At 60.8% G+C, this 25,278-nt stretch carries 24 protein-coding genes and 1 pseudogene; 8 read left to right on the top strand and 17 right to left on the bottom strand.

Annotated elements, in window-relative coordinates; translation table 11 throughout:
* The 11 genes from pdxJ to rpoE form a co-directional block, all read right to left on the bottom strand.
* On the bottom strand, nt 1–747 hold a 747-nt coding region (gene pdxJ, locus VF672_RS11750), incomplete at its 3' end, for a pyridoxine 5'-phosphate synthase (RefSeq protein ID WP_331104766.1).
* Nucleotides 748–838: 91 nt separating this feature from the next.
* Complete coding sequence (gene recO / locus VF672_RS11745; protein WP_331104765.1) at nt 839–1,528, bottom strand: DNA repair protein RecO; 690 nt, start codon at nt 1,526–1,528, stop codon at nt 839–841.
* Nucleotides 1,529–1,739: 211 nt separating this feature from the next.
* Nucleotides 1,740–2,642, bottom strand: a complete 903-nt coding sequence (gene era / locus VF672_RS11740; RefSeq protein ID WP_074888856.1) for a GTPase Era — start codon at nt 2,640–2,642, stop codon at nt 1,740–1,742.
* Nucleotides 2,635–3,324 (bottom strand): ribonuclease III, encoded by a 690-nt coding sequence (gene rnc / locus VF672_RS11735; RefSeq protein ID WP_037014347.1) that lies wholly within the window; start codon nt 3,322–3,324, stop codon nt 2,635–2,637. The genes era and rnc overlap by 8 nt, the downstream gene beginning before the upstream one ends.
* On the bottom strand, nt 3,321–3,698 hold the full coding sequence (locus VF672_RS11730; protein WP_331104770.1) for a DUF4845 domain-containing protein: 378 nt from the start codon (nt 3,696–3,698) through the stop codon (nt 3,321–3,323). The genes rnc and VF672_RS11730 overlap by 4 nt, the downstream gene beginning before the upstream one ends.
* A 101-nt stretch (nt 3,699–3,799) precedes the next feature.
* Nucleotides 3,800–4,654: a signal peptidase I gene (gene lepB / locus VF672_RS11725; protein ID WP_331104764.1), complete on the bottom strand. Its 855-nt coding sequence runs from the start codon at nt 4,652–4,654 to the stop codon at nt 3,800–3,802.
* Between the two features lie 9 nt (nt 4,655–4,663).
* A complete protein-coding gene (gene lepA, locus VF672_RS11720) occupies nt 4,664–6,460 on the bottom strand; it encodes a translation elongation factor 4 (protein WP_331104763.1) in 1,797 nt (598 codons plus the stop codon).
* A gap of 172 nt (nt 6,461–6,632) precedes the next feature.
* Nucleotides 6,633–8,069, bottom strand: a complete 1,437-nt coding sequence (locus VF672_RS11715) for a DegQ family serine endoprotease (protein ID WP_414705597.1) — start codon at nt 8,067–8,069, stop codon at nt 6,633–6,635.
* Between the two features lie 293 nt (nt 8,070–8,362).
* Nucleotides 8,363–9,325 carry a MucB/RseB C-terminal domain-containing protein gene (locus VF672_RS11710; RefSeq protein ID WP_331104762.1) on the bottom strand — a complete coding sequence of 321 codons (963 nt, stop codon included), beginning with the start codon at nt 9,323–9,325 and terminating at the stop codon, nt 8,363–8,365.
* A gap of 8 nt (nt 9,326–9,333) precedes the next feature.
* Nucleotides 9,334–9,924 carry a sigma-E factor negative regulatory protein gene (locus VF672_RS11705; protein ID WP_331104761.1) on the bottom strand — a complete coding sequence of 197 codons (591 nt, stop codon included), beginning with the start codon at nt 9,922–9,924 and terminating at the stop codon, nt 9,334–9,336.
* 33 nt (nt 9,925–9,957) lie between these two features.
* Nucleotides 9,958–10,539 (bottom strand): RNA polymerase sigma factor RpoE, encoded by a 582-nt coding sequence (gene rpoE, locus VF672_RS11700; protein ID WP_268797658.1) that lies wholly within the window; start codon nt 10,537–10,539, stop codon nt 9,958–9,960.
* Nucleotides 10,540–11,034: 495 nt separating this feature from the next.
* On the opposite strand from rpoE, the gene nadB reads away from it, so the two are divergent.
* On the top strand, nt 11,035–12,651 hold the full coding sequence (gene nadB, locus VF672_RS11695) for an L-aspartate oxidase (RefSeq protein WP_331104760.1): 1,617 nt from the start codon (nt 11,035–11,037) through the stop codon (nt 12,649–12,651).
* Here the strand turns inward: nadB and VF672_RS11690 are convergent.
* Both VF672_RS11690 and VF672_RS11685 read right to left on the bottom strand, forming a co-directional pair.
* Nucleotides 12,620–13,087: a protein YgfX gene (locus VF672_RS11690; protein WP_331104759.1), complete on the bottom strand. Its 468-nt coding sequence runs from the start codon at nt 13,085–13,087 to the stop codon at nt 12,620–12,622. The two genes, nadB and VF672_RS11690, sit on opposite strands and share 32 nt — an antisense overlap.
* Complete coding sequence (locus VF672_RS11685; protein ID WP_331104758.1) at nt 13,071–13,325, bottom strand: succinate dehydrogenase assembly factor 2; 255 nt, start codon at nt 13,323–13,325, stop codon at nt 13,071–13,073. Before VF672_RS11685 ends, VF672_RS11690 begins: the two co-directional genes overlap by 17 nt.
* Before the next feature lie 143 nt (nt 13,326–13,468).
* Between VF672_RS11685 and VF672_RS11680 the strand changes: the two genes are divergently transcribed.
* Complete coding sequence (locus VF672_RS11680; protein ID WP_331104757.1) at nt 13,469–14,410, top strand: folate-binding protein YgfZ; 942 nt, start codon at nt 13,469–13,471, stop codon at nt 14,408–14,410.
* A gap of 97 nt (nt 14,411–14,507) precedes the next feature.
* Nucleotides 14,508–15,329, top strand: a complete 822-nt coding sequence (locus VF672_RS11675; RefSeq protein WP_331104756.1) for an HDOD domain-containing protein — start codon at nt 14,508–14,510, stop codon at nt 15,327–15,329.
* 20 nt (nt 15,330–15,349) lie between these two features.
* Here the strand turns inward: VF672_RS11675 and VF672_RS11670 are convergent, their stop codons facing one another.
* Nucleotides 15,350–16,774, bottom strand: coding sequence for a sensor histidine kinase (locus VF672_RS11670; protein ID WP_331104755.1), 1,425 nt, complete (start codon nt 16,772–16,774; stop codon nt 15,350–15,352).
* On the bottom strand, nt 16,767–17,438 hold the full coding sequence (locus VF672_RS11665) for a response regulator (protein WP_331104754.1): 672 nt from the start codon (nt 17,436–17,438) through the stop codon (nt 16,767–16,769). Before VF672_RS11665 ends, VF672_RS11670 begins: the two co-directional genes overlap by 8 nt.
* 484 nt (nt 17,439–17,922) lie before the next feature.
* On the opposite strand from VF672_RS11665, the gene VF672_RS11660 reads away from it, so the two are divergent.
* The 4 genes and pseudogenes from VF672_RS11660 (at nt 17,923) to VF672_RS11645 (ending at nt 21,992) form a co-directional block, all read left to right on the top strand.
* Nucleotides 17,923–18,903, top strand: a complete 981-nt coding sequence (locus VF672_RS11660) for a tripartite tricarboxylate transporter substrate binding protein (RefSeq protein ID WP_331104753.1) — start codon at nt 17,923–17,925, stop codon at nt 18,901–18,903.
* Between the two features lie 75 nt (nt 18,904–18,978).
* Nucleotides 18,979–19,437, top strand: coding sequence for a tripartite tricarboxylate transporter TctB family protein (locus VF672_RS11655; RefSeq protein ID WP_331104752.1), 459 nt, complete (start codon nt 18,979–18,981; stop codon nt 19,435–19,437).
* 1 nt (nt 19,438) lies between these two features.
* Complete coding sequence (locus VF672_RS11650; RefSeq protein ID WP_331104751.1) at nt 19,439–20,953, top strand: tripartite tricarboxylate transporter permease; 1,515 nt, start codon at nt 19,439–19,441, stop codon at nt 20,951–20,953.
* Nucleotides 20,946–21,992 (top strand): annotated as a pseudogene (locus VF672_RS11645) (AbrB family transcriptional regulator). Before VF672_RS11650 ends, VF672_RS11645 begins: the two are co-directional and overlap by 8 nt.
* A gap of 143 nt (nt 21,993–22,135) precedes the next feature.
* Here VF672_RS11645 and ung read toward each other — a convergent pair.
* The gene (gene ung, locus VF672_RS11640; RefSeq protein ID WP_331104750.1) at nt 22,136–22,831 is read right to left on the bottom strand and encodes a uracil-DNA glycosylase; all 696 of its coding nucleotides are present in this window, start codon (nt 22,829–22,831) and stop codon (nt 22,136–22,138) included.
* 170 nt (nt 22,832–23,001) lie between these two features.
* Here ung and VF672_RS11635 point away from each other — a divergent pair, with 170 nt between their 5' ends.
* Entirely contained in the window at nt 23,002–24,114 is a 1,113-nt protein-coding gene (locus tag VF672_RS11635; RefSeq protein WP_331104749.1) for an enoyl-CoA hydratase/isomerase family protein, read from the top strand.
* Nucleotides 24,115–24,451: 337 nt separating this feature from the next.
* Here the strand turns inward: VF672_RS11635 and VF672_RS11630 are convergent, their stop codons facing one another.
* Nucleotides 24,452–25,036 carry a hypothetical protein gene (locus VF672_RS11630; RefSeq protein WP_331104748.1) on the bottom strand — a complete coding sequence of 195 codons (585 nt, stop codon included), beginning with the start codon at nt 25,034–25,036 and terminating at the stop codon, nt 24,452–24,454.
* Nucleotides 25,037–25,278 lie beyond the last annotated feature (242 nt).

Raw genomic sequence — 25,278 nt, 5'->3', positions numbered from 1 at the left:
GCGAGCAGCATCCGCCGCCGCCAGGATCAGCGCCTTCATCTCCGACACTGCCGATTTGAAGCCGACAAACAAGGCATGGGCCACCAGCGCGTGGCCGATGTTCAATTCGTTGATGCCCTTTATCGCTGCGACGGCTTCAACGTTGTGGTAGTGCAGGCCGTGTCCGGCGTTGACGATCAACCCTTGGGCCACACCGAAAGCGACGCCGTCGGCAATGCGCTTGAGTTCTTCAGCCACGGCCGCCGGGGTTTCGGCATCGGCATAACGGCCTGTGTGCAGTTCGATGGCCGGCGCACCGACACGGGCCGAGGCCGCAATCTGACGCTCGTCCGCGTCGATGAACAACGACACTTCGCTGCCAATGGCCGACAGCCGCTCGACCGCCGCCTTGATGCGCGCCTCTTGACCGGCGACATCGAGCCCGCCCTCAGTGGTCAATTCCTGACGGGTTTCCGGGACCAGGCAGATATGAGCCGGCCGGATGCGCTCGGCGAATGCGATCATCTCTTCGGTGACACCCATCTCGAAATTCATGCGCGTCTGCAGCACGTCTTTGAGCAGCAGAACATCGCGCTCCTGGATGTGCCGACGGTCCTCACGCAAATGCACGGTAATGCCGTCGGCGCCTGCTTCCTCAGCGTCCAGCGCCGCTTTGACCGGATCGGGATAGCGCGTCCCGCGGGCCTGTCGCAGGGTGGCAACGTGGTCGATGTTCACGCCGAGCAGAATGCGGGTGCTGTGGGTCACGGGGTTCTCCTGATTACTTGAGCGGGGCCGGCCATTTGGGGGCTGATTGCGCCTGCGAAAGAAGGATTTTCTAGGTTTGTGCCGCAGGACGCTAGAGTTTGCGAAACAATTCACGGCTGACCAGCGGGCGTCCGCCCAGATGCACGGCCAACGCCTGGCGCATCAACCGCTTGGCCGCGGACAACGCGCCCGGTGAACTCCAGTCCGCCTCAGCCATCGCCTGCAGTTCCGCGCCTTGAAACAGGCCCGGCTGAAACAGATACACCCGCTCAAGACCCGCGTCCACTTGAAGGCGGTACATGCCGTCGGTGGCAAGCGGATCGCCGTTGATGTCCGCGTCCAGGGCAAATCCATAACCCAGATCATCCAGCAGACGCCATTCGAACGAACGCAGCAATGGTTCCAGCGCGCGCCCTTCGGCCAGGGCCACCAGCGTTGCTGCGTAATGCTCGAACACGCCCGGGTGCGGGTCTTCGGCGGGCAGCAGACGGATCAGCAGCTCGTTGAGATAGAGGCCGCTGAACAGCGCATCGCCTTCAAGCCAAGCGGCAATGCCGGCGCCTTCCATGCGCCCCACGTTTTTCAGCTCGCCGCGGCCGCGAAATTCGACTTCCAGCGGCACGAACGGCCGCGCCATTGTTCCCGCTTTCCCCCGAGCGCTGCGCAACACCGCGCGCAGGCGACCCTGCGGGGTGATGAAATCGACCAGCGCGCTGTTTTCGCGGTACGCACGGCTGTGCAACACATAGGCGAGCTGACCGACAGGTGGGGTCTGTGACATTGCTATCTCAATGAAAGAACGCGGCCCGACGGGCAATCTGAAACGACTGTGGGAGCGAGCTCGCTCGCGAAGAGCCAGGTTCATGCGCTAAATCTTCAGCGACTGAAATGCCGTCTTCGTGAGCAAACTCACTCCCACAGGGTTGCATGTGCTGCACGAGCGCGTGGGATCTGGCCAACAGGGCGTCTCCCACAACAGCAGTGCCGCCGTATTACAAGTCGCCGTAACCCAGCGAACGCAACGCGCGCTCGTCATCGGACCAGCCGCCTTTGACCTTGACCCACAGATTGAGCATGACCTTGGAGTCGAACAGCACTTCCATGTCACGGCGCGCGTCCGAGCCGATGCGCTTGATGCGCTCGCCCTTGTCGCCAATGATGATCTTCTTCTGCCCGTCGCGCTCGACCAGAATCAGCGCGTGGATGTGGAGCGTCTTGCCCTGCTGCTTGAATTGCTCGATCTCGACGGTGATTTGATAAGGGAGCTCGGCGCCGAGTTGACGCATGATCTTCTCGCGCACCAGTTCCGCCGCCAGAAAACGGCTGCTGCGGTCGGTGATCTGATCTTCCGGGAAGAAATGCTCGTTCTCCGGCAGATGATCCGCAATGACCTTCTCCAACGCTTCCAGGTTATGCCCCTGCTGCGCCGAGATCGGGATGATCTGAGCGTTCGGCAGTTGCTCCTGCAGCCAGGACAAGTGCGGCATCAGCGCACTCTTGTCTTCGATGCGATCGGTCTTGTTCAGGGCTACGATCAACGGGCCGGTCACGTACTGGACGCGCTCGAGGACCATCTGGTCTTCTTCGGTCCACTTGGTGCGATCGACCACGAAGATCACCACATCGACGTCTTTCAACGCCGCCGAGGCGGTCTTGTTCATGTAGCGATTCAGTGCTTTATCGCTGTTTTTGTGCATGCCGGGCGTATCGACGTAGACCGCCTGCACGGCGCCTTCGGTTTTGATGCCGAGCATGTTGTGGCGCGTGGTCTGTGGCTTGCGCGATGTAATCGCCAGTTTCTGACCAAGGATGTGGTTCAGCAGTGTCGACTTGCCCACGTTTGGCCGGCCAACAATGGCAACATAGCCACAGCGTGTTGCAGGTGAATCAGTCATTGCCATTCTCCACACCCAGGGCGATAAGGGCTGCGGCCGCTGCTACCTGTTCGGCAATGCGACGGCTGACACCTTGTCCCCGGCTTTTTTCATTCAATAAAGAGATCTCGCATTCGACGAAGAAGATTCGGCAATGCGGTTCGCCCTGGATATCCACCACTTCGTACCGGGGCAGATCGCAGGCGCGTGACTGAAGGAATTCCTGCAGCCGTGTTTTGGGGTCTTTGTTGGTGTCGACCAGCGTCAGGGTTTCGAACTCGCTGGCCAGCCAGGCGAGCACGCGATCGCGCGCCATGTCCATGCCGGCGTCAAGGTAGATCGCACCGATCAGGGCTTCCAGGGCGTCGGCCAGAATAGACTCGCGGCGAAAGCCGCCGCTCTTCAGCTCACCCGAGCCAAGGCGCAGGTACTCGCCCAGATCGAAACCGCGCGCCAGCAGCGCAAGGGTCTCTCCTTTCACCAGACGTGCGCGCAGACGGGACAGCTGGCCTTCGCGCGCTTGCGGAAACCGCTCGAACAGCGCTTCGCCTGCGACGAAGTTCAGAATGGCATCACCCAGGAATTCCAGACGCTCGTTGTTGCGTCCGGCAAAACTGCGGTGAGTGAGGGCCAGGATCATCAGTTCCTGATCCTTGAAGGTATAGCCGAGCTGACGCTCCAGGCGACTTAATGAAACGCTCACGGTTTACCCACGCTGAATTCGTGGTCGAACTTGACCACCAGATCGATGTTCTGGATCAGTGGCTCACGTTTTTCGTAGTTCAAATGGGCGAGGAACCTGTTGTTCTCCGTCGTCACAGTTAACGCCTTGTTCAAATCCAAATCCCGAATGTTATTGACCTGCATGCCTTTGGCCACATAGGCGTAAAGCTCGCCGGTGTTGGTGATGTCTGCCGCGCGGTCAGTCCCGGCACTTTCGATGATTTTCTTTAACGACAGGTAATCCAGGTAATGCGGCACGATCTTGGCGGCAGCACTTGCAGCGAAAGCCAGAATCGCCAGCAGCACCAGCCAGCCGATGAACGACAGCCCTTTTTGCGGACCGGCAGACGTCATGGTTGCGTTCAAGAGTAGCCCTTTCCTTTCACCTGCGAGATCAGCCACGCAAACATGGCCCTGAATGACATACGGCGCTGCCAGTGGCAGCGCCGCATCGATTACTTGATCAGACCGACTCGCGAGAAGTTCGGAAAGTGGCTGAGCTTGGGTTCAGGCCAGCTCATCCAGACCGCAAAGGCCTTGCCGACGATGTTCCTGTCGGGGACCATGCCCAGCTCGTCCTTGGGAATATTGGGGTCATCCCAGTAGCGGCTGTCGTTCGAATTGTCGCGGTTGTCGCCCATCATGAAGTAGTGCGCGGCGGGAACGGTCCATTCATGGTCAGGCGGCGCGCGGTAGCGGCTCATTTCCTGACGGATCTGGTGTTCCACCTCGCCCAGCTTCTCGTTGTATAGCTCCGCGCTGCCGAGCGTGCCCGGCTCCGAGCCGATCAACTGCTTGGCCACCAGCTGACCATTGACGAACAACTGCTTGTCGTTGGTGTAGCGAATCACATCCCCGGGCAGGCCGACCACACGCTTGATGTAGTTGACGTTCGGGTCGCTTGGGTAGCGAAACACCATCACGTCGCCACGCTGCGGGTCCCCCACCGGGATGACCTTGAGGTCGATCACGGGCAGGCGAATGCCGTACGAGAACTTGTTGACCAGGATGAAATCGCCCACGTCCAGTGTCGGTTTCATCGAGCCCGAAGGGATCTGGAACGGCTCGACCAGAAACGAGCGCAGCACCAGAACGATGAACAACACCGGAAAGAACGACTTGCCGTATTCGACCAGAAACGGCTCCTTGTTCAGCCGCTCCACGACCGCGACATCAGGCTGGCTCACGCTGCCCTGATAGTTCGCTATCGCGTTACGCCGACGCGGCGCCAATATGATCAGATCGAACAGGGCCAGCAAACCGCAGACAAAAACGGCGACGACCAGCAACAGCGGGAAATTTAGTGACATAGGGCCTGACTATTCCAACCTGAGCACTGCAAGGAAAGCTTCTTGTGGAATTTCCACATTGCCGACCTGCTTCATGCGTTTCTTACCGGCTTTCTGCTTCTCGAGCAGTTTGCGCTTACGGCTGACGTCGCCGCCATAACATTTAGCCAGTACGTTCTTTCTGAGCGCCTTGACGGTTGTACGCGCGATAATCTGACCGCCAATGGCGGCCTGGATTGCCACGTCGAACATCTGACGAGGGATCAGCTCTTTCATCTTTTCAGTCAACGCGCGGCCTTTATAGGCCGCGTTGTCACGGTGCACGATCAGCGCCAGAGCGTCGACCTTATCGCCGTTGATCATCACGTCCAGACGCACCAGATTGGCCGATTGATAACGATCAAAATGGTAATCCAGTGACGCGTAACCGCGGCTGGTCGACTTCAGACGGTCGAAGAAGTCCAGCACCACTTCGTTCATCGGCAAGTCGTAGGTCACTTGCACCTGCGTCCCGAGGAAGAGCATGTCGTGCTGAACGCCACGCTTCTCGATGCACAGCGTAATGACGTTGCCCAGGTGCTCTTGAGGCACAAGAATGTTCGCCCGTACGATCGGCTCGCGCATGTCCTCGATGGTGGACAGGTCTGGCAGTTTCGACGGGTTGTCGACGTAAATGGTTTCACCGGTCTTCAGTAGCAGTTCGAAGATTACGGTCGGCGCAGTGGTGATCAGGTCCAGGTCGTACTCGCGCTCCAGGCGCTCCTGAATGATCTCCATGTGCAGCATGCCGAGGAAGCCACAGCGGAAGCCGAAGCCCAGCGCGTCGGAGCTTTCCGGCGAGTACTGCAACGATGAGTCGTTCAGCGTCAGCTTCTGCAGCGCGTCGCGGAAATCTTCGAAATCATCGGAGCTGACCGGGAACAGACCGGCGTAGACCTGCGGCTGGATACGCTTGAAGCCTGGCAGCACCGCGACGTCCGGGGTGGTGCTCAAGGTCAGGGTGTCGCCGACTGGCGCGCCGTGAATGTCCTTGATGCCGGCGATGATGAAGCCTACTTCACCGGCTTTCAGATCGGCGGTTGCGCTGTGCTTGGGATTGAACACGCCCACGCTGTCGACCAGGTGCATTTTGCCGGTCGACTTGACCAGAATCTTGTCGCCCTTCTTCACGCGGCCGTGGCGCACACGCACCAGGGACACGACGCCCAGGTAGTTGTCGAACCAGGAGTCGATGATCAGGGCTTGCAAGGGGTCTTCGATGTTGCCGGTCGGCGCGGGAATGGTCTGGACCAGGCGCTCAAGCACTTCGTCAACGCCCAGACCGGTTTTGGCGCTACAGACCACAGCGTCGGTGGCATCGATGCCGATGATCTTTTCGATTTCTTCTTTGACGCGGTCCGGATCGGCCTGAGGCAGGTCAATCTTGTTCAGGACCGGCATGACTTCCAGGCCCTGTTCAATGGCGGTGTAGCAGTTGGCGACGGACTGGGCTTCTACGCCCTGGCCGGCATCGACCACCAACAAGGCGCCTTCACACGCTGCCAGCGAGCGGCTGACTTCGTAAGTGAAGTCAACGTGCCCCGGGGTGTCAATGAAGTTGAGCTGGTAGGTGATCCCGTCCTTCGCCTTGTAATAAAGGGTGACGCTGTGGGCCTTGATCGTGATCCCCCGCTCACGCTCCAGGTCCATGGAATCAAGCACCTGAGCTTCCATTTCGCGCTCGGTGAGGCCGCCGCACATCTGGATGAAACGGTCAGCCAGCGTCGACTTGCCATGGTCAATGTGGGCGATGATGGAGAAATTGCGGATATGACTCAAATCACTCACGGATCAACACTCGAAAATGGTCGCAGGCAGACTGCCCGCCAAAAATAGCCGGGAATTGTACCTGAAGGAACGTTCAGGCGTCACGTTCACGCGCGGACGCTGTGCGCCATGCCCGAGACGGGTACAAAAAAAGGAGCGGTCAGACCGCTCCTTTTTCACTTTGACCGACGCTTTATTCCGCCAGTTTGAACGTAATGAACGTCGCACGACCCTGACGCAGCACACGCATGGACACCGAACGGTTCTTCGGCAGGTCCTTGGCCACTTCAGTGAACTGCTTCGACGAAGTGATCGCCTGGTTGTTCAGGTGAGTGATGACATCGCCAGCCTGCAGACCGATCAGCGAAGCCGGACCGTCCTGAACGTCCTTGATGACAACGCCGCCCTTCAAGTCCAGCGACTTCATCTGCTCGGCGGTCAGATCCACCACCGAGACCCCTAGGCGATTGCTGCTGCGCTCGACACCCGCGTCAGCCGCGCCCATCTCTTCACCTTCGGCCGGCAACGCGCCCACGGTCACGGTGAGCTTCTGACGCTTGCCGTCACGGATCACTTCGAGCTCGGCCTTGCTGCCGTCCTTCAGGTTGCCAATCAGATGCGGCAAGTCTGCCGACATAACAATCGGGGTGCCGTTGGCGCTCAGGATCACATCCCCGACTTGCAGACCGCCTTTGGCGGCCGGGCCATCTTCAAGCACTTGGGCGACCAGCGCGCCGGCCGGCTTGTCCAGACCGAAGGACTCTGCCAGGTCTTTGTTCACTTCCTGAATCACCACACCCAGCCAGCCACGGTTGACCTTGCCGCTTGCCTTGAGCTGATTGGCAACGTCCATCGCCACATCAATCGGGATCGCGAACGACAGCCCCATGAAGCCACCGGAACGGGTGAAAATCTGCGAGTTGATCCCCACCACTTCGCCGGCCATGTTGAACAGCGGGCCACCCGAGTTACCCGGGTTGATCGCTACGTCGGTCTGGATGAACGGCACATAGGTGTCATTCGGCAGGCTGCGGCCCTTGGCACTGACGATACCTTTGGTCACTGAGTGATCGAAGCCAAACGGCGAACCGATTGCCAGCACCCACTCGCCGACTTTCAACTTGTCGGAGTTGCCCAGCTTGACGGTAGGAAGGTCCTTGCCATCAATCTTCAGAACCGCGACGTCGGTACGAGGATCGGTGCCGATCAACTTGGCCTTCATCTCACTGCGATCGGAAAGACGCACGAGAATTTCGTCGGCGCCATCAATCACGTGGTTGTTGGTCAGGATGAAACCGTCCGCCGAAATGATGAAGCCCGAGCCCAACGACTGCGCTTCACGCTGACGATCACCCTTGCCGCTACCTGGCGCTCGTGAGCCCGGCGGCGTGCTGCGCTCCAGGAATTCACGCAGCATCGGCGGCAGCCCTTCAAGGTCAGGCATCTGACCCTGCGCCACCGCGCGATCCGGCAATTTCTGACGCGTACTGATGTTAACGACCGCAGGGGAAGCCTGCTCCACAAGGGAGGTGAAATCTGGCAGCGCTTCGGCCTGAGCAGTCAGTGCCTGGCCAAGCATCAGCACAGCGGCCATCCAGGCCAGGTAGGGTTTCAAGCGTGGTATCGACATATGGCTCCCGTTTACAACGAGCATGATTAAGCGGTACGAGCCCGCAGGCTCGCGAAGCATCTGTATGCCGCAGTTTCCTGCAACACCTGTATCTGCTCCAGTTTCCTGGACCCTGAAACAACAAAGGCCACAGCTGCGAAGCTGTGACCTATAGAAAAAAACACTGGCGATTGCAACCGACAAAGCTCACTAAACATTTCAACATCACCAGTGAAGCCCCTGTTTTAAGGCTTTCGAGCGTGAAACGGCCAAAATGAAACCTTTTTCATCGTGGGCATCACCAGCGTGCAGAATCAGTTTTTGCCCGTAACCGCAGCGTCGTCCCGCATGGACAACGCGATGCGCTCGGCTGTCCCGATAGGGATTTCTCCGACCACCGTCACCATTGCGTCGCCCTTTGGCGTTGTGACACGGCGAGAGACAGCCACGGTCGGGCCCAACTGGGTGCGAATATCCGTCACCGCGGCTCCGGTGACCGGCTCGACGAAGACGGAAAAGCGGGCGATGCCGTCGTCAAACATCAGACTCGTCACCAGACTCTTCGAATCCGGGTCTTTTCGCGCCGCAGCACTGCTTAGATCAAAACCGGGTGGCAGCCAGTCCGACCGCCACGCAACCTTCTGCCTGGGGCTGTCAGCTTTGGCTTTCGCCACTTCCACCGCTTTGCAATCTGCACCCGGTGACAACATTTGATCCGTCAGCGCCTGCGACGTGTTGAGGTCGGTGAACTGAAAACGCTCGAGCAGCTGGCCCTTGTCGCTGAGCAACAAAGACTTCAACGGCAAGCCGGTTTCAGTGTCAAGGTGCAGTTCGATGCCGTAACGGTGCTGATCCCGCGGGGTCAGCGTCACGACATTGGCCAGACGCCCGGCGACACGTGAAGTGCCCGCCTGCTTGATGTCATACCAGGCGGATAACCTGGCAGCATCGAATGCTCGGGCCGGGGAATCGGGAACGCTGGAGACTCCGTCCTCAAGGGTTCCGCTGACGCACTGGGTTACCCCGTCGACGCGCAGCACTTCCTGAGGAGAGCCGTCCAGTTGAAGAAGATGCTCCCGGACCTTGCCGTCGGTGACGCGTTGCCAGATCCGGTGAGTGGAAAAGCTTCCGCTACGCTCGTAAACGAATGTGCCGGTATAGCTCTGCTGTTGCTCAGCCTGCGCAAGACGCTTCAACTGGTCTTGCGCGTCGTCGGCATGAGCTGGAAGGACCAGCCATCCACCAAGCAGAAGCGGCACTAGAGGGATGGCGCGCATGATCCTCCTTAACGGTTTTCCAGGCTTGCAGCGCGAGCGTATGGCAGTGCGCCTTCGGCGCCTTTCATGGCTGCCTGCTGTGCGTGCTGACGCAAGTAACCTGGCAGACGCTGATCATGCCAGCCGGCCTGGTTCTGCAGCACACCGCTTGCCATCGGACCTGGGGACTGTTCGCCCTCGGTGTAACCTGCCAGCACTGCCGGGCCTTTGGCCTGAGGCATTGCGACGTTGGTCGACGGCTGCGACTGCTGAGCCAACTGTGCCCCTGCAATCTCGTCCTGGTTGTACAAACGTACACCGGCCAGGACCGCAACGGTCACCGAGGCGGCTACGGCCAGACGGCCGAGGGTGCGCCAAGGGCCGCGGCCCGCCTTCAGGGGGCTGACTTCATCGGCAATACCGGCAGCGACAGCGGCCGAAATGTCCAGATGAGGGATCAGTAATTCTTTATGCATCGCTGCACGAGCAATCTGATAACGCGACCAGGTGGCTCGAGTGTCCGCATCTTCAATGGCGCTAAGCACGCGACGCAGTTCCAATTCGTCCGCTTCGTTATCCATCACCGCGGACAGCGATTCCTGCAGGGCTTCACGACTCATGGCGGTTCCTCTCTTGTGGCTATCGCCGCTGTCTCAGGATTCCTGCAACAGAGGTTGCAAGGCTTTATCGATGGCTTCCCGAGCGCGAAAAATGCGAGAGCGCACGGTGCCAACCGGACATTGCATGACACTGGCAATGTCTTCGTAACTCAGACCGTCAAACTCACGCAACGTTAAAGCTGTACGCAAATCTTCTGGCAGTAGCTGGATGGTTCGGTGGACGGTGCCCTCGATCTCATCCCGCAACAATGCCCGTTCTGGAGACTCGATGTCCTTGAGGCCGTGATCGCCATCATAGAACTCCGCGTCTTCGGATCTGACATCGCTGTCCGGCGGCCGCCGACCTCGCGACACCAGATAGTTCTTCGCCGTGTTAATGGCGATACGGTACAGCCACGTGTAAAACGCACTGTCCCCGCGGAAGTTACCAAGTGCGCGGTAGGCTTTGATAAACGCCTCTTGCGCAACGTCCTGGGCTTCATGGGTGTCGTGGACGAATCTCACGATCAACCCAAGAATCTTGTGCTGATATTTCACCACTAGCAGATCAAACGCTCGCTTGTCGCCGCGCTGTACGCGTTCAACCAGCTGCTGATCTTCTTCCTGGGTTAGCATGAACACTCCTCATAAAGCTTAAAGGAGCATCGCATCGGCTCTTTCGCAGGCTTGCAAACATAGACTCGGGCTTTAAGCAAAAGTTCTCCCCCCTTCAAGCAAGTTTCCGGCGAGCGTCTGCTGCCCGCACGGAAAACGCCGCTCGAACCAGGTCGGCTGCGTAAATAATCTTGTCGTCAAAACCGCTGGTATTGGCTGAAAACCGCCAGTGCACAACGTCGACGCTGTTCCTTTATGGGCAACCCACTATTGAACGTGCGAGCTTAGGAAAAGTTCCCATCGTTCATTAATGGGCGTAGGACACACGCCCCGTCAGTTGTGGGACTCAATCCGTATGGCGCTGTAGGAAAGATCGGGCCCATCAAACGGGGTGCAGGACTTCGCGGGGTGGCGCACACTCCGGTCCCACCGTGATTCACCGTAGCCATAAAGCGCGGCCATTGTGCCGTTCCAACCTTGCTTATACTAGTGGCCATTTAGACGCCGGAAGCCGAGATGAGTCAGCATTTCCACCACGACGTATTGGTAATAGGCTCCGGCGCGGCCGGTTTGAGCCTTGCGTTGACGTTGCCCGCGCATCTGCGCGTGGCGGTCCTCAGCAAAGGCGATCTGGCGAACGGTTCGACTTTCTGGGCCCAGGGCGGCGTTGCCGCAGTGCTCGATGACGCCGACACCGTCGAGTCCCACGTCGAGGACACACTTAACGCGGGAGGCGGCCTGTGCAACGAGGACGCGGTCCGGTTTACCGTCGAGCACAGTCGCGAGGCCATCCAGTGGCTGATCGACCTTGGCGTACCGTTCACCAGGGATGACCCGGCGACCATCGTCGAAGGTGGATTCGGGTTTCACCTCACGCGCGAGGGCGGCCACAGCCACCGCCGGATCATCCACGCCGCAGATGCCACCGGAGCGGCCATTTTCCGTACGCTGCTGGAGCAGGCCAAGGCACGCCCCAACATCGAACTGCTGGAACAGCGCGTGGCGGTTGATCTAATTACCGAGTCGCGGCTGGGCCTGGGAGGGCAGCGCTGCCTGGGCGCCTACGTACTGGATCGTTCGACCGGCGAGGTGGACACGCACAGCGCGCGTTTCACCATCCTGGCGTCGGGCGGCGCGGCGAAGGTCTATCTCTACACCAGCAACCCCGACGGCGCGTGCGGGGATGGTATCGCGATGGCCTGGCGCTCGGGCTGTCGTGTGGGCAATCTGGAATTCAACCAGTTTCACCCCACCTGCCTGTACCACCCGCAAGCCAAGAGTTTTCTGATCACCGAAGCCCTTCGTGGCGAAGGCGCTTATCTGAAGCTGCCGAACGGCGAGCGCTTCATGCCGCGCTTTGACCCGCGCGCCGAACTGGCGCCGCGCGACATCGTTGCCCGCGCCATTGACCACGAGATGAAACGCTTGGGCGCCGACTGCGTATTCCTCGACATCAGCCATAAGCCCGAAGCCTTCATCAAGGACCACTTCCCGACCGTCTACGAGCGCTGCCTTACGTTCGGCATCGACATTACACGTCAGCCGATTCCGGTGGTCCCGGCGGCGCACTACACCTGTGGCGGTGTTCTGGTAGATCAACAGGGCCGCACCGATGTGCCCGGCCTGTACGCCATCGGCGAGACCAGCTTTACGGGCCTGCACGGCGCCAACCGCATGGCCAGCAACTCACTGCTGGAGTGCTTCGTGTACGCCCGCTCGGCGGCGGCGGACATCGTTGCTCAGCTAGAACAAGTTCCGCAGCCGCAGAACCTGCCGGCATGGGATTCGAGTCAGGTCACCGACTCCGACGAAGACGTGATCATCGCCCACAACTGGGATGAGCTGCGGCGCTTCATGTGGGATTACGTGGGCATCGTGCGCACCAACAAACGTCTCCAGCGCGCACAACATCGGGTGCGGCTGTTGCTGGACGAGATCGACGAGTTTTACAGCAACTACAAAGTCAGTCGTGATTTGATCGAGCTGCGCAACCTGGCCCAGGTGGCAGAGCTGACGATTGCGTCGGCGATGGCGCGCAAGGAAAGCCGCGGGCTGCACTACACGCTGGATTATCCGGACATGCTGCCCGAAGCACTGGACACTATTCTGGTGCCGCCCACCTTCGCCGGCTGAAGCGCAGCCGCAAGCGCAAGCGTCGATGGCCGTCCGGCGTCATGGCGCCTGCCGGAATGCACAAGCTGCGTACCCACACACGGCGCAGCCAATGGCCGCTGACCATCTTGAAACGCAGCACAACCATGTGCGGCAGTGCCAGGCTGTCGGGACGAAGCTGCACAGGTTGCCAACCGCCCTCCTCGCTCCACAACGACCAACCGCCGCTGTCGCGACGCAACCCGGTGAGAGAGTGCGGGCGATCAAGCAAAATGCTGGGGCCAAGGAACCGCGAGGCGTGCAACAGGCAAAGCAGTGCGCCGATGGCCTTTGCCCACAGGGGAATGGCCAGGAAACAGATCGACGCCAGTGCAAGAACTTGCGTGACGAGGTACGCCGTCAGCAGCGCCCGCGAGGGTTGCCAACGGCATTCGAAACGATCACTTCGGCTGGACACGATCCAGAATCATCCGAACCATGCGCTGCAGCTCCGGGTCTTGCGATTCGCCGCGCTGCATGAACCAGCCGAACATGTCCTGGTCTTCGCAGGTCAGCAGGCGGACATAGAGGTCGCGATCGACCTTGTCGAGCGTCGGATAGACTTCTTTGACGAAAGGCACCAGCAACACGTCCAGCTCCAGCATGCCGCGACGGCTGTGCCAAAAGAGGCGATTGAGTTCAACATCTTCGACCATGGAGGGCTCCTCGAATTTGCCGGCGAGTATACAGGCGCATCGTCTTGGGGCGTACTTGCAGTTGGTCGCAGCTTTTTGCGTATACCCATTAACGACACGCGGCACTATGATGGTGCCCCAGACTTCTACCCCTGCGATGACTCATGGCCGCTCCAGCATTTTTCTGCCCCCTGTCCCACGAAGGTGTGCTCGCCGTCCGCGGCGTGGATGCCGGTAAATTCCTGCAAGGCCAACTGACTTGCAACATCGATTACCTCAGCGAAGCCAAAGCCACCCTCGGGGCGCGGTGCACGCAGAAGGGGCGCATGCAGTCCAGCTTCCGCATTCTGCTTGAAGGCGACGGCGTACTGCTGGCAATGGCCAGCGAGCTGATCGAGGCACAGTTGCTCGACTTGAAGAAATACGCCGTCTTTTCCAAATCCAAATTGACGGACGAAAGCGCCTCCTGGGTGCGATTCGGCTTGCAGGCCGGCGACGGCGCGCTGGTCAGCCTTGGGCTCGATCTTCCCCAGGAAACCGACTCGGTGGTCCGCGCCAATGACCTCATCGCCGTTCGTGTCTCCCCTGCCCGCGCCGAGTTATGGGTACGCGCCGATCAGGCCGATGACGTGCGCAGCCGTTTGATGGCGCACCTGCCTGAAGCCCCGCTCAACGACTGGCTGCTGGGGCAGATCCGCGCCGGCATCGGCCAAGTGTTCGGGCAGACCCGCGAAGAATTGATTCCGCAGATGATCAACCTGCAAGCCGTGGGCGGTGTGAGTTTCAAGAAAGGCTGCTACACCGGCCAGGAAATCGTTGCGCGGATGCAATACCTCGGCAAGCTGAAACGCCGACTGTATCGCCTGACCATGGCCGGCGCTGACCTGCCTGAACCGGGCGCTGCATTGTGGTCCCCCGTGCATTCGAGTGCAGTAGGCAACGTTGTGATCGCCGCCCGGTCTGATGCCGGCATCGAACTGCTGGCGGTCCTGCAGGCGGATGCGGCGGAGAATGGCAACATTCACCTTGGCGCAGCAGACGGCGAACCCCTGCAATTAAGCGAATTGCCATACACTCTCGACGCGAAGCTCGAAACACAGCGTTGAACCCGTTTGAAGCTTGTGCAAGACGTCAGCGTATTTGTCATCGCCGTGGCCTCGAGTGCGCGGCGGTTGGCCGGAATGTAGTTTCCAGAGATCCAATATGAGTAGCATGGCTGACGAAGTGCAGAGGGATCTGATCAAGGCGATCGACAAGGATGCTCTGTTCCTGCCAACGCTCCCTGAAGTCGCATTGAGGATCCGGCTGGCGGCGGAAGACTCGGAAATCTCCATTGCTGCGCTGAGCAAGGTCATCGGCAGCGACACTGCGCTCTCCGCCCGATTGATCAAAGTCGTCAACAGCCCCCTGCTTCGACCCAACTTTGAAGTCAGCGATGTACTGACGGCGGTTCGACGTCTGGGCGTGAACTACAGCTGCAATCTGGCCATCGGCCTGGTGGTCGAGCAGATGTTTCACGCCAAGTCAGACGTTGTCGAAACCAAAATGCGCGACATCTGGAAACTCAGCATGCAAGTGGCCGGGGTCAGCAATGTCCTGAGCTATCGCAGTGCGCGGCTGAAGGCCGACAAAGCCACGCTCGCCGGACTCATTCACCTGATCGGCGTGCTGCCGATCCTGACCTACGCCGAAGACAACTACGAGTTGCTCGCCGACCCGATCAGCCTCAATCACGTCATCGAACGTATTCACCCGGTCATCGGCGAACGGCTGCTGCGCTCCTGGGACTTCCCGGACGCACTGGCCATCGTGCCACGTCAATTCCAGAATTTCAGCCGTGTTTCGGATCAGGCTGACTACGTGGATCTGGTGCAGGTGGCGACGATTCACATTCATGAAATGAACGGCACGCCCTACTCGAACCTGCACTTTCAGTCAGTGCCGGCCGTGGCGCAGCTGGGCCTCAACATGGCCGACGGTGCGCTGATCAACGAGATGAACGAGGCGATGACGCTGCTGTATTGATCGCTTCAGGCGTGCCCGGATCAAACCAGCCCCACGAGCCCCGAGTCCGGCACCACAAAGCTTACCCTCACCTTCAAGCCCCGCTCTGCCCCGTCATGCAAAGTGATGCGCGCCAAATGCGCCCTGCAGATTTCTCCGACGATGGCTAACCCCAGGCCCGAACCTTTGCTTTGCTGGTTGCGCCGGTAAAAGCGCTCAAACACTCGATCGCGCTCGTGCGCCGGGATGCCGGGCCCGTCGTCCTCGACTTCGAGTGTGCAGGGTGCGTGGACACGCAAGATCACGTTGCCACCGGCTGGCGTGTGGGCGAGCGCGTTATCCACCAGATTGCTGAGGAGTTCATTGAGCAACGTCGGTTCGCCGCGCATCCATACCGGCTGGTCGGCTTCAAGTGCCAATGCAACCCCCTGGGCGTGGGCCAGGGGCGCCATGGCCATGCCCAGTTCCCGCGCCAGCTGGCTGAGGTCAAGCAACTGCGCGCCGCCCTCGGCTATCGCCCGCGCGCCATTTTCGATGCGTGCCAGTGACAACAACTGGTTGGCCAGATGAGTCAGTTTGTCAGTGCCGGCGGCGGCGCTTTCCAGGGTGTTACGCCACGCCGCGGGCTCTTGGTCACGCAGCCCCAGCTCCAGTCGAGCCTTCAACGCGGCCAGCGGTGTGCGCAGTTCATGGGCGGCGTCGGCGATGAATTGCGCCTGACGCTCAAACTGCATGCGCAGCCGCTCGGTGAAATGGTTCAGGGAGCTGACCAGCGGGCGCAACTCGTGCTGCACTTCGACCAGCGGCAGCGAGCGCAGGTCGTCGGGCTGGCGCTCTTCCACCGCCGTGCGCAGGCGGTCCAGCGGCCGCAATGCGGCGCTCACCGTGAACCAGACCAGCAGCAATGCGCCGCCGCCGAGCATGCCCAGACGCAGCAAGGTGTCCGCCATCAGCGCCTGGGCCATGTCCACCCGGGCTTCTTCGGTTTCAGCGACGCGAATTTCGGCCATGCCGTTCATGTTCGGCTCGCTCACGGCCTTGAGCAGGCTGACCACGCGCACGTCCTGGCCCTGATAACGGGCGCTGTAGAACTTGGCCAACGCCGGATAAGCGTCGGTGCGCGGCGTGCCCGGCGGCGGCGCGGGGATGTTTTCGTAGCCCGAAATGAGCTTCTGGTGAATGTCGTTGACTTGGTAGTAGATACGTCCGGCGCTGTCGTAGGCGAACGTGTCCAGCGCAACGTAAGGCACGTCGGCGCTGAGGGTGCCGTCGTGCTCGGACAACCCGGCCGCGATGGTCCGCGCCGAGGCCAGCAAGGTTCGATCGTAGGCCGTGTCTGCCGCTTCACGTCCGTTCCAGTAAGCGCTCATGCCGCTGGCGATCATGAGCACCACCAGCAGCAATCCCAGATTCCACAGCAAGCGCCAGCGCAGGCTGTTCTCCGCAGAGGGGAACGGATTAAGCATCCCGGCTTTCCAGCAGATACCCCAAGCCACGGAACGTGACGATGGCAATCGGGTGGCCGTCAAGCTTCTTGCGCAAACGGTGCACGTAGATCTCAATGGCGTCGGCGCTGGCCTCTTCGTCCAGACCAAACACCTGCGCCGCCAGTTGCTCCTTGCTCATGACCCGGCCGGGACGGGCGATCAACGACTCAAGCACGGACTGCTCGCGGGAGGTCAGGGTGAGCAGTTCTTCACCGAGGGTAAAGCGGCGGGTGTCGAGGTCATAGACCAGTTCGCCGCAGCGCTGCTGGCGTTCACCGCCGAGCACGCTACGCCGCAGCAAGGCCTTGACCCGCGCTTCCAGCTCGGAGAGTTCGAAAGGCTTGGCCAGGTAGTCGTCGGCCCCCAGGTTCAGCCCGTGGACTCTGTCCTTGACGTCGCTGCGAGCCGTCAGCATCAGCACGGGCGTGTTCTTGGCCCGCGCCCGCAGACGCGCCAGCACTTCGAAGCCGTCCATGCGCGGCAGGCCGACATCCAGCACCACCACGGCATATTCTTCGCTGCTCAAGGCCAGATCGGCTGCAACGCCGTCGTGCAGAACGTCAACGGTCAGGCCGCTGCTCTTGAGCGCCAGCGCGACACTTTCAGCCAGTTGCAGATGGTCTTCGACGAGCAGGACACGCATCGATTTCTCCCGAGTGAGCAGTTCATGGGCGGAGTTTACAGGGGCATCGTTGTCTGTGAAGGCCCGGCACGCCGCAAGCGCCGTCGCGCTGAGCTGCAACGACGCTGCGGTGGGTCGGGTGAAAGCTTCGTGAAAGCGAGTTGAAAGGTTAATGAAAGCTTTGCTGATTAGGATCGGGCAACGACTTGTCACGATTGCGTCCCGCATGACGCCGCTGATGCCAGGTTCTGACGAAAAACGCCTCGATGCGTTTTCAACAATAAAAACAATATCGGAGTCATCGGTGATGCCATCACTGCAATCCCCGGCCCACGTGCGGCCTGAATCCCGTTGTGTTTACTGTTCGCCTCGCAACCCCGTTGCGCGGTGTTTCGTCACGTCCGCATTTTGCCGGTCCACGCGTTTGCGACCCGGTGGCAAGACTGCCTGACCGCCGTACAACTGCCTGCCCCCATTAAAACAACAACTCCTCTGGAGACGGACCATGAACCTATCGTTGCGCCATATCAGCGTCGCCGCCAGCTGCATGCTGATGGCCACCCAATTGTGGGCCGCCGAGCCCAATCGCCCAGAATGCATCGCGCCGGCCTCGCCCGGTGGCGGCTTCGACCTCACGTGCAAACTGGCGCAAAGCGCGCTCATCAACGAGAAAATTCTCTCCAAACCGATGCGCGTCACGTACATGCCGGGCGGCGTTGGCGCCGTGGCGTACAACGCGGTGGTCGCTCAGCGCCCGGCCGACGCCGGCACGCTGGTGGCCTGGTCCAGCGGCTCGCTGTTGAACCTCGCCCAAGGCAAGTTCGGCCGTTTCGATGAGAACGCCGTTCGCTGGCTGGCTGCCGTGGGCACCAGCTACGGCGCGATCGCAGTCAAGGCCGACTCGCCCTACAAGAACCTCGACGATCTGGTCAAAGCGTTGAAGGCCGACCCGGGCAAAGTGGTGATCGGCTCCGGCGGCACCGTGGGCAGCCAGGACTGGATGCAGACCGCGCTGATCGCCAAGGCTGCCGGCATCAACCCGCGTGAACTGCGTTACGTCGCCCTCGAAGGCGGCGGTGAAATCGCCACTGCTCTGCTCGGCGGCCACATCCAGGTGGGCTCTACCGACATTTCCGACTCCATGCCGCACATCCTCAGTGGTGACATGCGCTTGCTGGCGGTGTTCTCCGAACAGCGTCTGGACGAACCGGAAATGAAAAACATCCCGACCGCCAAAGAGCAGGGCTACGACATTGTCTGGCCGGTGGTGCGCGGCTTCTACCTCGGGCCAAAGGTGTCGGACGAAGACTACAACTGGTGGAAAGCGGCGTTCGACAAGCTGCTGGCCTCGGAAGACTTCGCCAAGTTGCGTGATCAGCGTGAGCTGTTCCCCTTCGCCATGACCGGTGACGAGCTCGACAAGTATGTGAAAACCCGCGTTGCCGAGTACAAAACGCTGGCCAAGGAATTCGGCCTGATCCAGTGATTGAGCTGCATTGACCGGTCTTCGATTGACTGAGGGTCACGCCGCCTGCGCGGTGGCGTGACCCGGGAGTTTTCCATGGTAATACAACGAATTTTCGCCTCGGTGCTGCTGCTGGTCTGCATCGGTCTGGCGCTGATGGCCTGGCCTTATCAGGCGCCTTTTTCCTACGAGCCCGTTGGCCCTCGTGCGTTCCCGTTGCTGATGCTGGCGCTGATGGGGATCTCGCTGCTGTACATGGCGATTCGCCCGACACCGATCGTGCACACGGAGGATGAACCGGCGCTGGACCGTCCGACGCTGATCAAAATCGGCATCTGCACCCTGCTGTTGCTGGTGTTCGCCGGGTTGTTCGAACCGTTGGGCTTTGTCTTGAGCAGCATCCTGATTGGCATTCCCATGGCACGCCTGTACGGCGGCCGCTGGTTGCCCAGTGTCGTGATCATCACCTTGATGAGCATCGCGCTGTACGTGCTGTTCGACAAAGTGATGGATGTGCCCCTGCCCCTCGGCCTGCTCGACGTTCTGGAGAACTGAAATGGACACTCTCGGCTATCTTGGCCAGGGCTTCGGCGTCGCGCTGACCCCTTACAATCTGATCACTGCCCTGTCCGGCACGCTGATCGGCACCGTCGTCGGCCTGCTGCCCGGCCTGGGCCCGATCAATGGCGTGGCGCTGTTGATCCCCATCGCCTTCGCCCTGGGCCTGCCGCCGGAGTCAGCATTGATTCTGCTGGCCGCGGTGTACCTGGGCTGCGAATACGGCGGTCGCATCAGCTCGATTCTGCTCAATATCCCGGGCGAAGCATCGACCGTCATGACCGCGCTGGACGGCTACCCGATGGCGCGCCAGGGCATGGCGGGCGTGGCGCTGTCTCTGTCAGCATGGAGTTCGTTCATCGGCGCGCTCATTGCCACCTGCGGCATGGTCATGTTCGCGCCGCTGTTGGCGAAATGGGCGATTGCCTTCGGGCCCGCGGAATACTTCGTGCTGATGGTCTTTGCCATTGTCTGTCTGGGCGGCATGGCCGGTGATCGGCCGTTGAAGACGTTCGTGGCGGCGCTCATCGGGCTGTTTCTGTCGAGCATCGGTATCGACGCCAACAGCGGCGTGTACCGTTTCACCGGCGACAACATCCATCTGGCTGACGGCATTCAGTTCGTCGTGCTGGTGCTGGGGCTGTTCTCGATCAGTGAAATCCTGCTGCTGCTGGAGAAAACCCATCGCGGCCAGGAAGCAGTGAAAGCCACAGGCCGCATGATGTTCAACTTCAAGGAAGCCAGCTCGGTGTTTTGGGTGAACATCCGTTGCGGTCTGATGGGTTTCATCATGGGCGTGCTGCCGGGCGCGGGCGCGACGCTGGCCAGTGCCGTGACCTACATGAGCGAGAAGCGTATCGCTGGCGCCAGCGGTAAATTCGGACAGGGCGACATGCGCGGTCTGGCTGCGCCGGAAACCGCGATCGGCGCAACGGCCTGCGGCGCGCTGGTGCCGATGCTGACGCTGGGCGTACCGGGTTCGGGAACCACCGCAGTGATGATCGGCGCCTTGTCGCTGTACAACATCACGCCAGGGCCGCTGTTGTTCCAACAACAGCCGGACATCGTCTGGGGCCTGATCGCGTCGTTGTTCGTCGCCAACATCATGCTGGTGATCCTCAACATTCCGATGATCCGCATCTTCACCCGCATCCTGGCTGTGCCGAACTGGGCACTGGTGCCGGTAATCGCCATCATCACCGGGATCGGCGTCTACGCGGTGCATGCCACCACGTTCGACCTGTTCCTGATGGTCGGCATCGGCATCTTCGGCTACATCCTGCGCAAGCTGGATTTCCCGCTGTCGCCGATTCTGCTGGGCTTTATCCTCGGTGGACTGATGGAGCAGAACCTGCGTCGCGCCTTGTCGATTTCCAATGGCGGGCTGGAAATTCTGTGGTCCAGCCCGATCACCCTGGGAATGTGGGTAGTCACGGCGTTCATGCTGGTGTTCCCGCTGATCCGCATCTGGCGCAAACGCTCCAGGCAGCGTCGCGCGCTGGCCGATGTCTGAACGGCCACTGCGCACATGGTGGGGCACACCGCTGGTTGGCCTGCTGGGGGGATTTCTCGCCAGTCAGGTCGGCTGGCCCCTGCCCTGGATGGTCGGCTCGTTACTGGCGATCATTCTGGTTCGCTGCCTGACGCCCTGGCAGCTGGCTGAAATTCCCGGCGGCCGCAAATGCGGCCAATAGGTGGTCGGCATCGGCATTGGCCTGCACTTCACCCCCGTCGTCATCGAACAAGTCCTTTCCCACTTCGGCCTGATCTTCATCGGTGCACTGGTCACCAGCGTCTCCAGCGTGGTGGGCGTGTGGCTGATGCTGCGCACCGGCGAAGACCGCGCCACCGCGTTTTTTTCCAGCATGCCCGGCGGCTCGGGCGAGATGGTCAACCTCGGCGCACGCAACGGCGCGGTGCTCAGCAACGTCGCCGCCGGGCAAAGCCTGCGGGTGCTGGCGGTGGTGCTGTGTGTTCCGGCGATCTTCAAATACCTGATGGGCGACGGCGGCCCGCCTTCTCATGCGACGGTGGTGGACTGGCGGTGGCTGATGCTGCTGTTTCCACTGGGTGCGTTGGTGGCCTGGGGATGGGAGCGGCTGAAACAACCCAATCCCTGGTTATTCGGGCCGCTGCTCATCAGCGCGGTGATCAGCGTCAGCTTCGATCTGCACATCGGTTTGCCCCACGGCGGCAGCCAGATGGGGCAGTGGCTGATTGGCAGCGGTCTGGGCTGCCACTTCAACCGCGCGTTCTTTCGGCGTGCGCCATCGTTCATCGGCCGCACGCTGGTAGGGACGGCGTTGACCATGAGCATCGCTGCGTTGTGCGCATTGGGGTTGAGCGCCCTCACCCACCTGGATTTGCGCTCATTGACGCTGGGGATGATGCCGGGCGGCATTGCGGAAATGAGCCTGACGGCAGAGGTGCTGCAGCTTTCGGTACCGCTGGTGACGGCGATGCAGGTGATGAGGCTGTTGTTTGTGTTGTTTCTGGCGGAGCCGCTGTTTCGGTATTGGGATCGAAAAGCCTGCGCAGGACCAAAACTGTAGGAGCGTGGCTCGTCCCGCGATCTGGCGCGCAGCGGCAGCACGTCTGCCATCGATTTCTTGCTGATCCACCGCAGGCACCGATTCCACGACCGGTTCCCGGCCGATCGCGGGACAAGCCACGCTCCTACAGGGTGGGTGCCGTGTCAGACAACGGCCGGCAAACGCCAATCGATGGGCGCCAGACCGTTCTGCTCAAGGAATTTGTTGGTCAGCCCAAAATGCCCGCACCCCAGAAAGCCTTTGTAAGCCGACAGCGGTGAGGGGTGCACGGACGTCAGGATCAGGTGCTTGGACGCATCGATGAGTTTTTTCTTGCTCTGGGCATGTGCGCCCCACAGCAAGAACACCAGATGCGGCTGATGGGCGCTCACTGTTTCGATGATCTTGTCGGTGAAATGCTGCCAGCCTTTGCCGGCATGGGACGCAGCGTTGGCGCGTTCGACAGTGAGCGTGGTGTTGAGCATCAGCACGCCCTGATCGGCCCAGGACTGCAGATAGCCGTGGTTGGGGATGTCGATATTCAGGTCGCGCTTGAGCTCTTTGTAAATGTTGACCAGCGAAGGCGGTGTGGGCACGCCCGGCTGCACCGAGAAGCACAGGCCGTGGGCTTGATTCGGGCCGTGGTAAGGGTCCTGACCGAGGATGACCACTTTCACGTTATCCAGCGGCGTCGAGTTCAGGGCATTGAAGATCAACGGCCCGGGCGGATAAATTTCCTTGCCCGCCGCGTGTTCCTGGCGCAGAAACTCGCGCAGTTCATTCATGTAAGGCTTTTCGAATTCTTCACGTAGGGCCTGTTTCCAGCTGGCCTCCAGTTTGATGCGGTCGTCGTTGGTCATGGTGCAATCCGGCAGAAGCGATGCGCAACTTTAGGGATTGTGGCTGATTATTTCCAGCGCGGTGCCGTCGGATCTTTCTACACTCGTTCACACCCGCCGGTTTGCAACTTCCTGGCATTAAGAGGACTCACAATCCCCGATAGATCCCGTACCACTGATAAGAGGTCACGATGAATCTGCATTTTGAAACCCTCACCGCAACGGACGGCGCCCGCCTGGGCATCGCCACGCTGGACGCGGAAAAATCCCTCAACGCCCTGTCGCTGCCGATGATTCTGGCGCTGCAAGACCGCCTGAATGAGTGGGCGAGCGATCCGCAGATCGTCTGCGTGTTGCTGCGCGGCGATGGCGAAAGGGCGTTCTGCGCCGGCGGCGACGTGCGTGCGCTGGTCGAGGCCGGGCGTGGCCAGCCGGGCACGGTCCCGCCGTTGGCCGCGCAGTTTTTCGCGGCGGAATATCGACTGGATTACACGCTGCACACCTACCCCAAGCCGCTCATTTGCTGGGGCCACGGCTATGTGCTCGGCGGCGGAATGGGTTTGCTGCAAGGTGCGAACATTCGCGTGGTCACGCCGAGCAGCCGGTTGGCAATGCCGGAGATCGGCATCGGCCTGTTTCCTGATGTCGGCGCCAGCTGGTTTTTGTCGCGACTGCCGGGCAAGTTGGGGCTGTTTCTCGGATTGACCGGCGCGCACATCAACGGTCGTGACGCGCTGGATCTGGGCCTGGCCGATCGCTTCCTGCTGGATGATCAGCAAGAGGAGATGATCGACCGGCTGCTTCAGCTTAACTGGCAGGAACAGACGAAGGCGCAATTGACCAGCCTGTTCAGAGCCCTGCAATCGGAGGCCGTGGAACAGTTGCCCGCCGCGCAATGGCTGCCACGTCGCGAAATCATCGACGAGTTACTGGATGTGGCCGACGCGCCGAGCGCCTGGAATGCCTTGAAACACCAGCTCAATGCCGATGACCTGTTGCTGGCCAAGGCAGCGAAAACCCTGACCGACGGCTGCCCGATGACCGCGCATCTGGTCTGGGAGCAGATCGAGCGGGCGCGCCACCTGTCGCTGGCCGAAGTCTTTCAGATGGAATACGCCATGAGCCTCAATTGCTGCAGGCATCCGGATTTCGCCGAGGGTGTCCGCGCGCGGCTGATCGACAAGGACCAAAAGCCGCACTGGCACTGGCAGGACATTTCAACGATCCCGCTGGCGGTGGTGGACGCGCACTTCGAGAAAGCCTGGGAAGGCAGGCACCCGTTGGCGGATTTGTCGGAGTATTGAGATTGGGCATTCATGCATGTCACTGCCGGAACGCGCGCGCTTAGTGGGACTGGCTTTAGCCGGGAAGGCGTCAGGTGCTACACCGCAACTGTGAGGGTGCTCACACTGACCTCTTCCCGGCTGAAGCCGGTCCTACAATTGGAATGCGTCGACCCTGTAGGACTGGCTTTAGCCGGGAAGGCGTCAGGTGCTGCACCGCAAATATGAGGGTGCTCACACTGACCTCTTCCCGGCTGAAGCCCGGTCCTACAATTGGACTGATTACTGCCTGATGGCCACTGTCATACATTCAACCCCATAAAAAACGGCGCTCCTGGGAGCGCCGTTCTTGTATCACTCAGCGGTTGCCACCGCCCGGTCCGCCGTGTCCGCCGCGACCGAAACCACCATCTCCCCGGTGCCCTCCGCCTGATCCGCCAGGCCGTGAACCGGGGCCGCCTCCCCCGCCGGGGTTGCCGTGCCAGCCGCCGCCGGGCCCAGGGCCGTATCCGCCTCCCGGTCTCGGGCCCTGGGGCGGTGGGCGGTAGCCAGAGCCACCGCCATGGTAGCCGCCGCCGTTATAGCCGCCACCGCCGTGGTACCCGCCGCCTCCCCCGTTCCAGTTGCCGCCACCGTAGCCGGGCCGACCGCCGTAGCCGGGACGTCCTCCACCGTATCCGGGCCCGTAATAGCGCGGTGGCGGGGCGTAATAACGGGGTGGAGGCGCGTAGTAGCGAGGCCCCGAGTAATAACGCGGCGAGGAGTAATACACCGCCGCCCCAGAGTACACCGGAGCGACCGGGCGGTAGCTGTCGTACACGTAACCACTGCTGTAGCCACTGCTATAGATCGGCTGCGTGTAGCTTTCTGATTCGTAATAACCTCCGTAACAACCTGCGAGGGACAACGTCATCAAAGCGGTAATCAAGCTTCGTCGATACATGGCGGCCTCCCGGACCGCGGTAGAGCTCGAACCAGCGGCGCTGGTCGGCGTTCCCGAAACTGCCGAGAACGTTAACTCAGACCCTTGAACCGGGGTCGAGTGCCCCACAGCGGGCCCCAGCCGCCAGACGGCGCCCTGCATCAGTGCACGCCTCATCACTTGGCAACCGCCATGCGCCCGTCCGGCCCAGACCGCATAAGGCTTTGCGCAACTTGGCACAACTCTCGCTTGGAGGATTGCGT

Origin of the sequence: Pseudomonas sp. (genome assembly GCF_036387035.1) — a bacterium.
Classification (GTDB): domain Bacteria; phylum Pseudomonadota; class Gammaproteobacteria; order Pseudomonadales; family Pseudomonadaceae; genus Aquipseudomonas.
The sequence above is the reverse complement of the archived record's forward strand: the minus strand, read 5'-3'. Positions and strand labels throughout refer to the sequence as shown.

Bases quoted from the DNA above. Each gene is read 5' to 3' on its own strand.
- VF672_RS11650 (WP_331104751.1), top strand. From the start codon at position 19,439: ATGGACACTCTCGGCTATCTTGGCCAGGGCTTCGGCGTCGCGCTGACC.
- VF672_RS11635 (WP_331104749.1), top strand. From the start codon at position 23,002: ATGAATCTGCATTTTGAAACCCTCACCGCAACGGACGGCGCCCGCCTG.
- VF672_RS11685 (WP_331104758.1), bottom strand. From the start codon at position 13,325: ATGGTCGAAGATGTTGAACTCAATCGCCTCTTTTGGCACAGCCGTCGC.
- rpoE (WP_268797658.1), bottom strand. From the start codon at position 10,539: ATGCTAACCCAGGAAGAAGATCAGCAGCTGGTTGAACGCGTACAGCGC.
- VF672_RS11705 (WP_331104761.1), bottom strand. From the start codon at position 9,924: ATGAGTCGTGAAGCCCTGCAGGAATCGCTGTCCGCGGTGATGGATAAC.
- VF672_RS11680 (WP_331104757.1), top strand. From the start codon at position 13,469: ATGGCCGCTCCAGCATTTTTCTGCCCCCTGTCCCACGAAGGTGTGCTC.
- VF672_RS11670 (WP_331104755.1), bottom strand. From the start codon at position 16,774: ATGCTTAATCCGTTCCCCTCTGCGGAGAACAGCCTGCGCTGGCGCTTG.
- ung (WP_331104750.1), bottom strand. From the start codon at position 22,831: ATGACCAACGACGACCGCATCAAACTGGAGGCCAGCTGGAAACAGGCC.
- VF672_RS11630 (WP_331104748.1), bottom strand. From the start codon at position 25,036: ATGTATCGACGAAGCTTGATTACCGCTTTGATGACGTTGTCCCTCGCA.
- era (WP_074888856.1), bottom strand. From the start codon at position 2,642: ATGACTGATTCACCTGCAACACGCTGTGGCTATGTTGCCATTGTTGGC.
- VF672_RS11675 (WP_331104756.1), top strand. From the start codon at position 14,508: ATGAGTAGCATGGCTGACGAAGTGCAGAGGGATCTGATCAAGGCGATC.
- VF672_RS11660 (WP_331104753.1), top strand. From the start codon at position 17,923: ATGAACCTATCGTTGCGCCATATCAGCGTCGCCGCCAGCTGCATGCTG.
- recO (WP_331104765.1), bottom strand. From the start codon at position 1,528: ATGTCACAGACCCCACCTGTCGGTCAGCTCGCCTATGTGTTGCACAGC.
- VF672_RS11715 (WP_414705597.1), bottom strand. From the start codon at position 8,069: ATGTCGATACCACGCTTGAAACCCTACCTGGCCTGGATGGCCGCTGTG.
- VF672_RS11655 (WP_331104752.1), top strand. From the start codon at position 18,979: ATGGTAATACAACGAATTTTCGCCTCGGTGCTGCTGCTGGTCTGCATC.
- lepB (WP_331104764.1), bottom strand. From the start codon at position 4,654: ATGTCACTAAATTTCCCGCTGTTGCTGGTCGTCGCCGTTTTTGTCTGC.
- VF672_RS11710 (WP_331104762.1), bottom strand. From the start codon at position 9,325: ATGCGCGCCATCCCTCTAGTGCCGCTTCTGCTTGGTGGATGGCTGGTC.
- nadB (WP_331104760.1), top strand. From the start codon at position 11,035: ATGAGTCAGCATTTCCACCACGACGTATTGGTAATAGGCTCCGGCGCG.
- VF672_RS11730 (WP_331104770.1), bottom strand. From the start codon at position 3,698: ATGACGTCTGCCGGTCCGCAAAAAGGGCTGTCGTTCATCGGCTGGCTG.
- VF672_RS11665 (WP_331104754.1), bottom strand. From the start codon at position 17,438: ATGCGTGTCCTGCTCGTCGAAGACCATCTGCAACTGGCTGAAAGTGTC.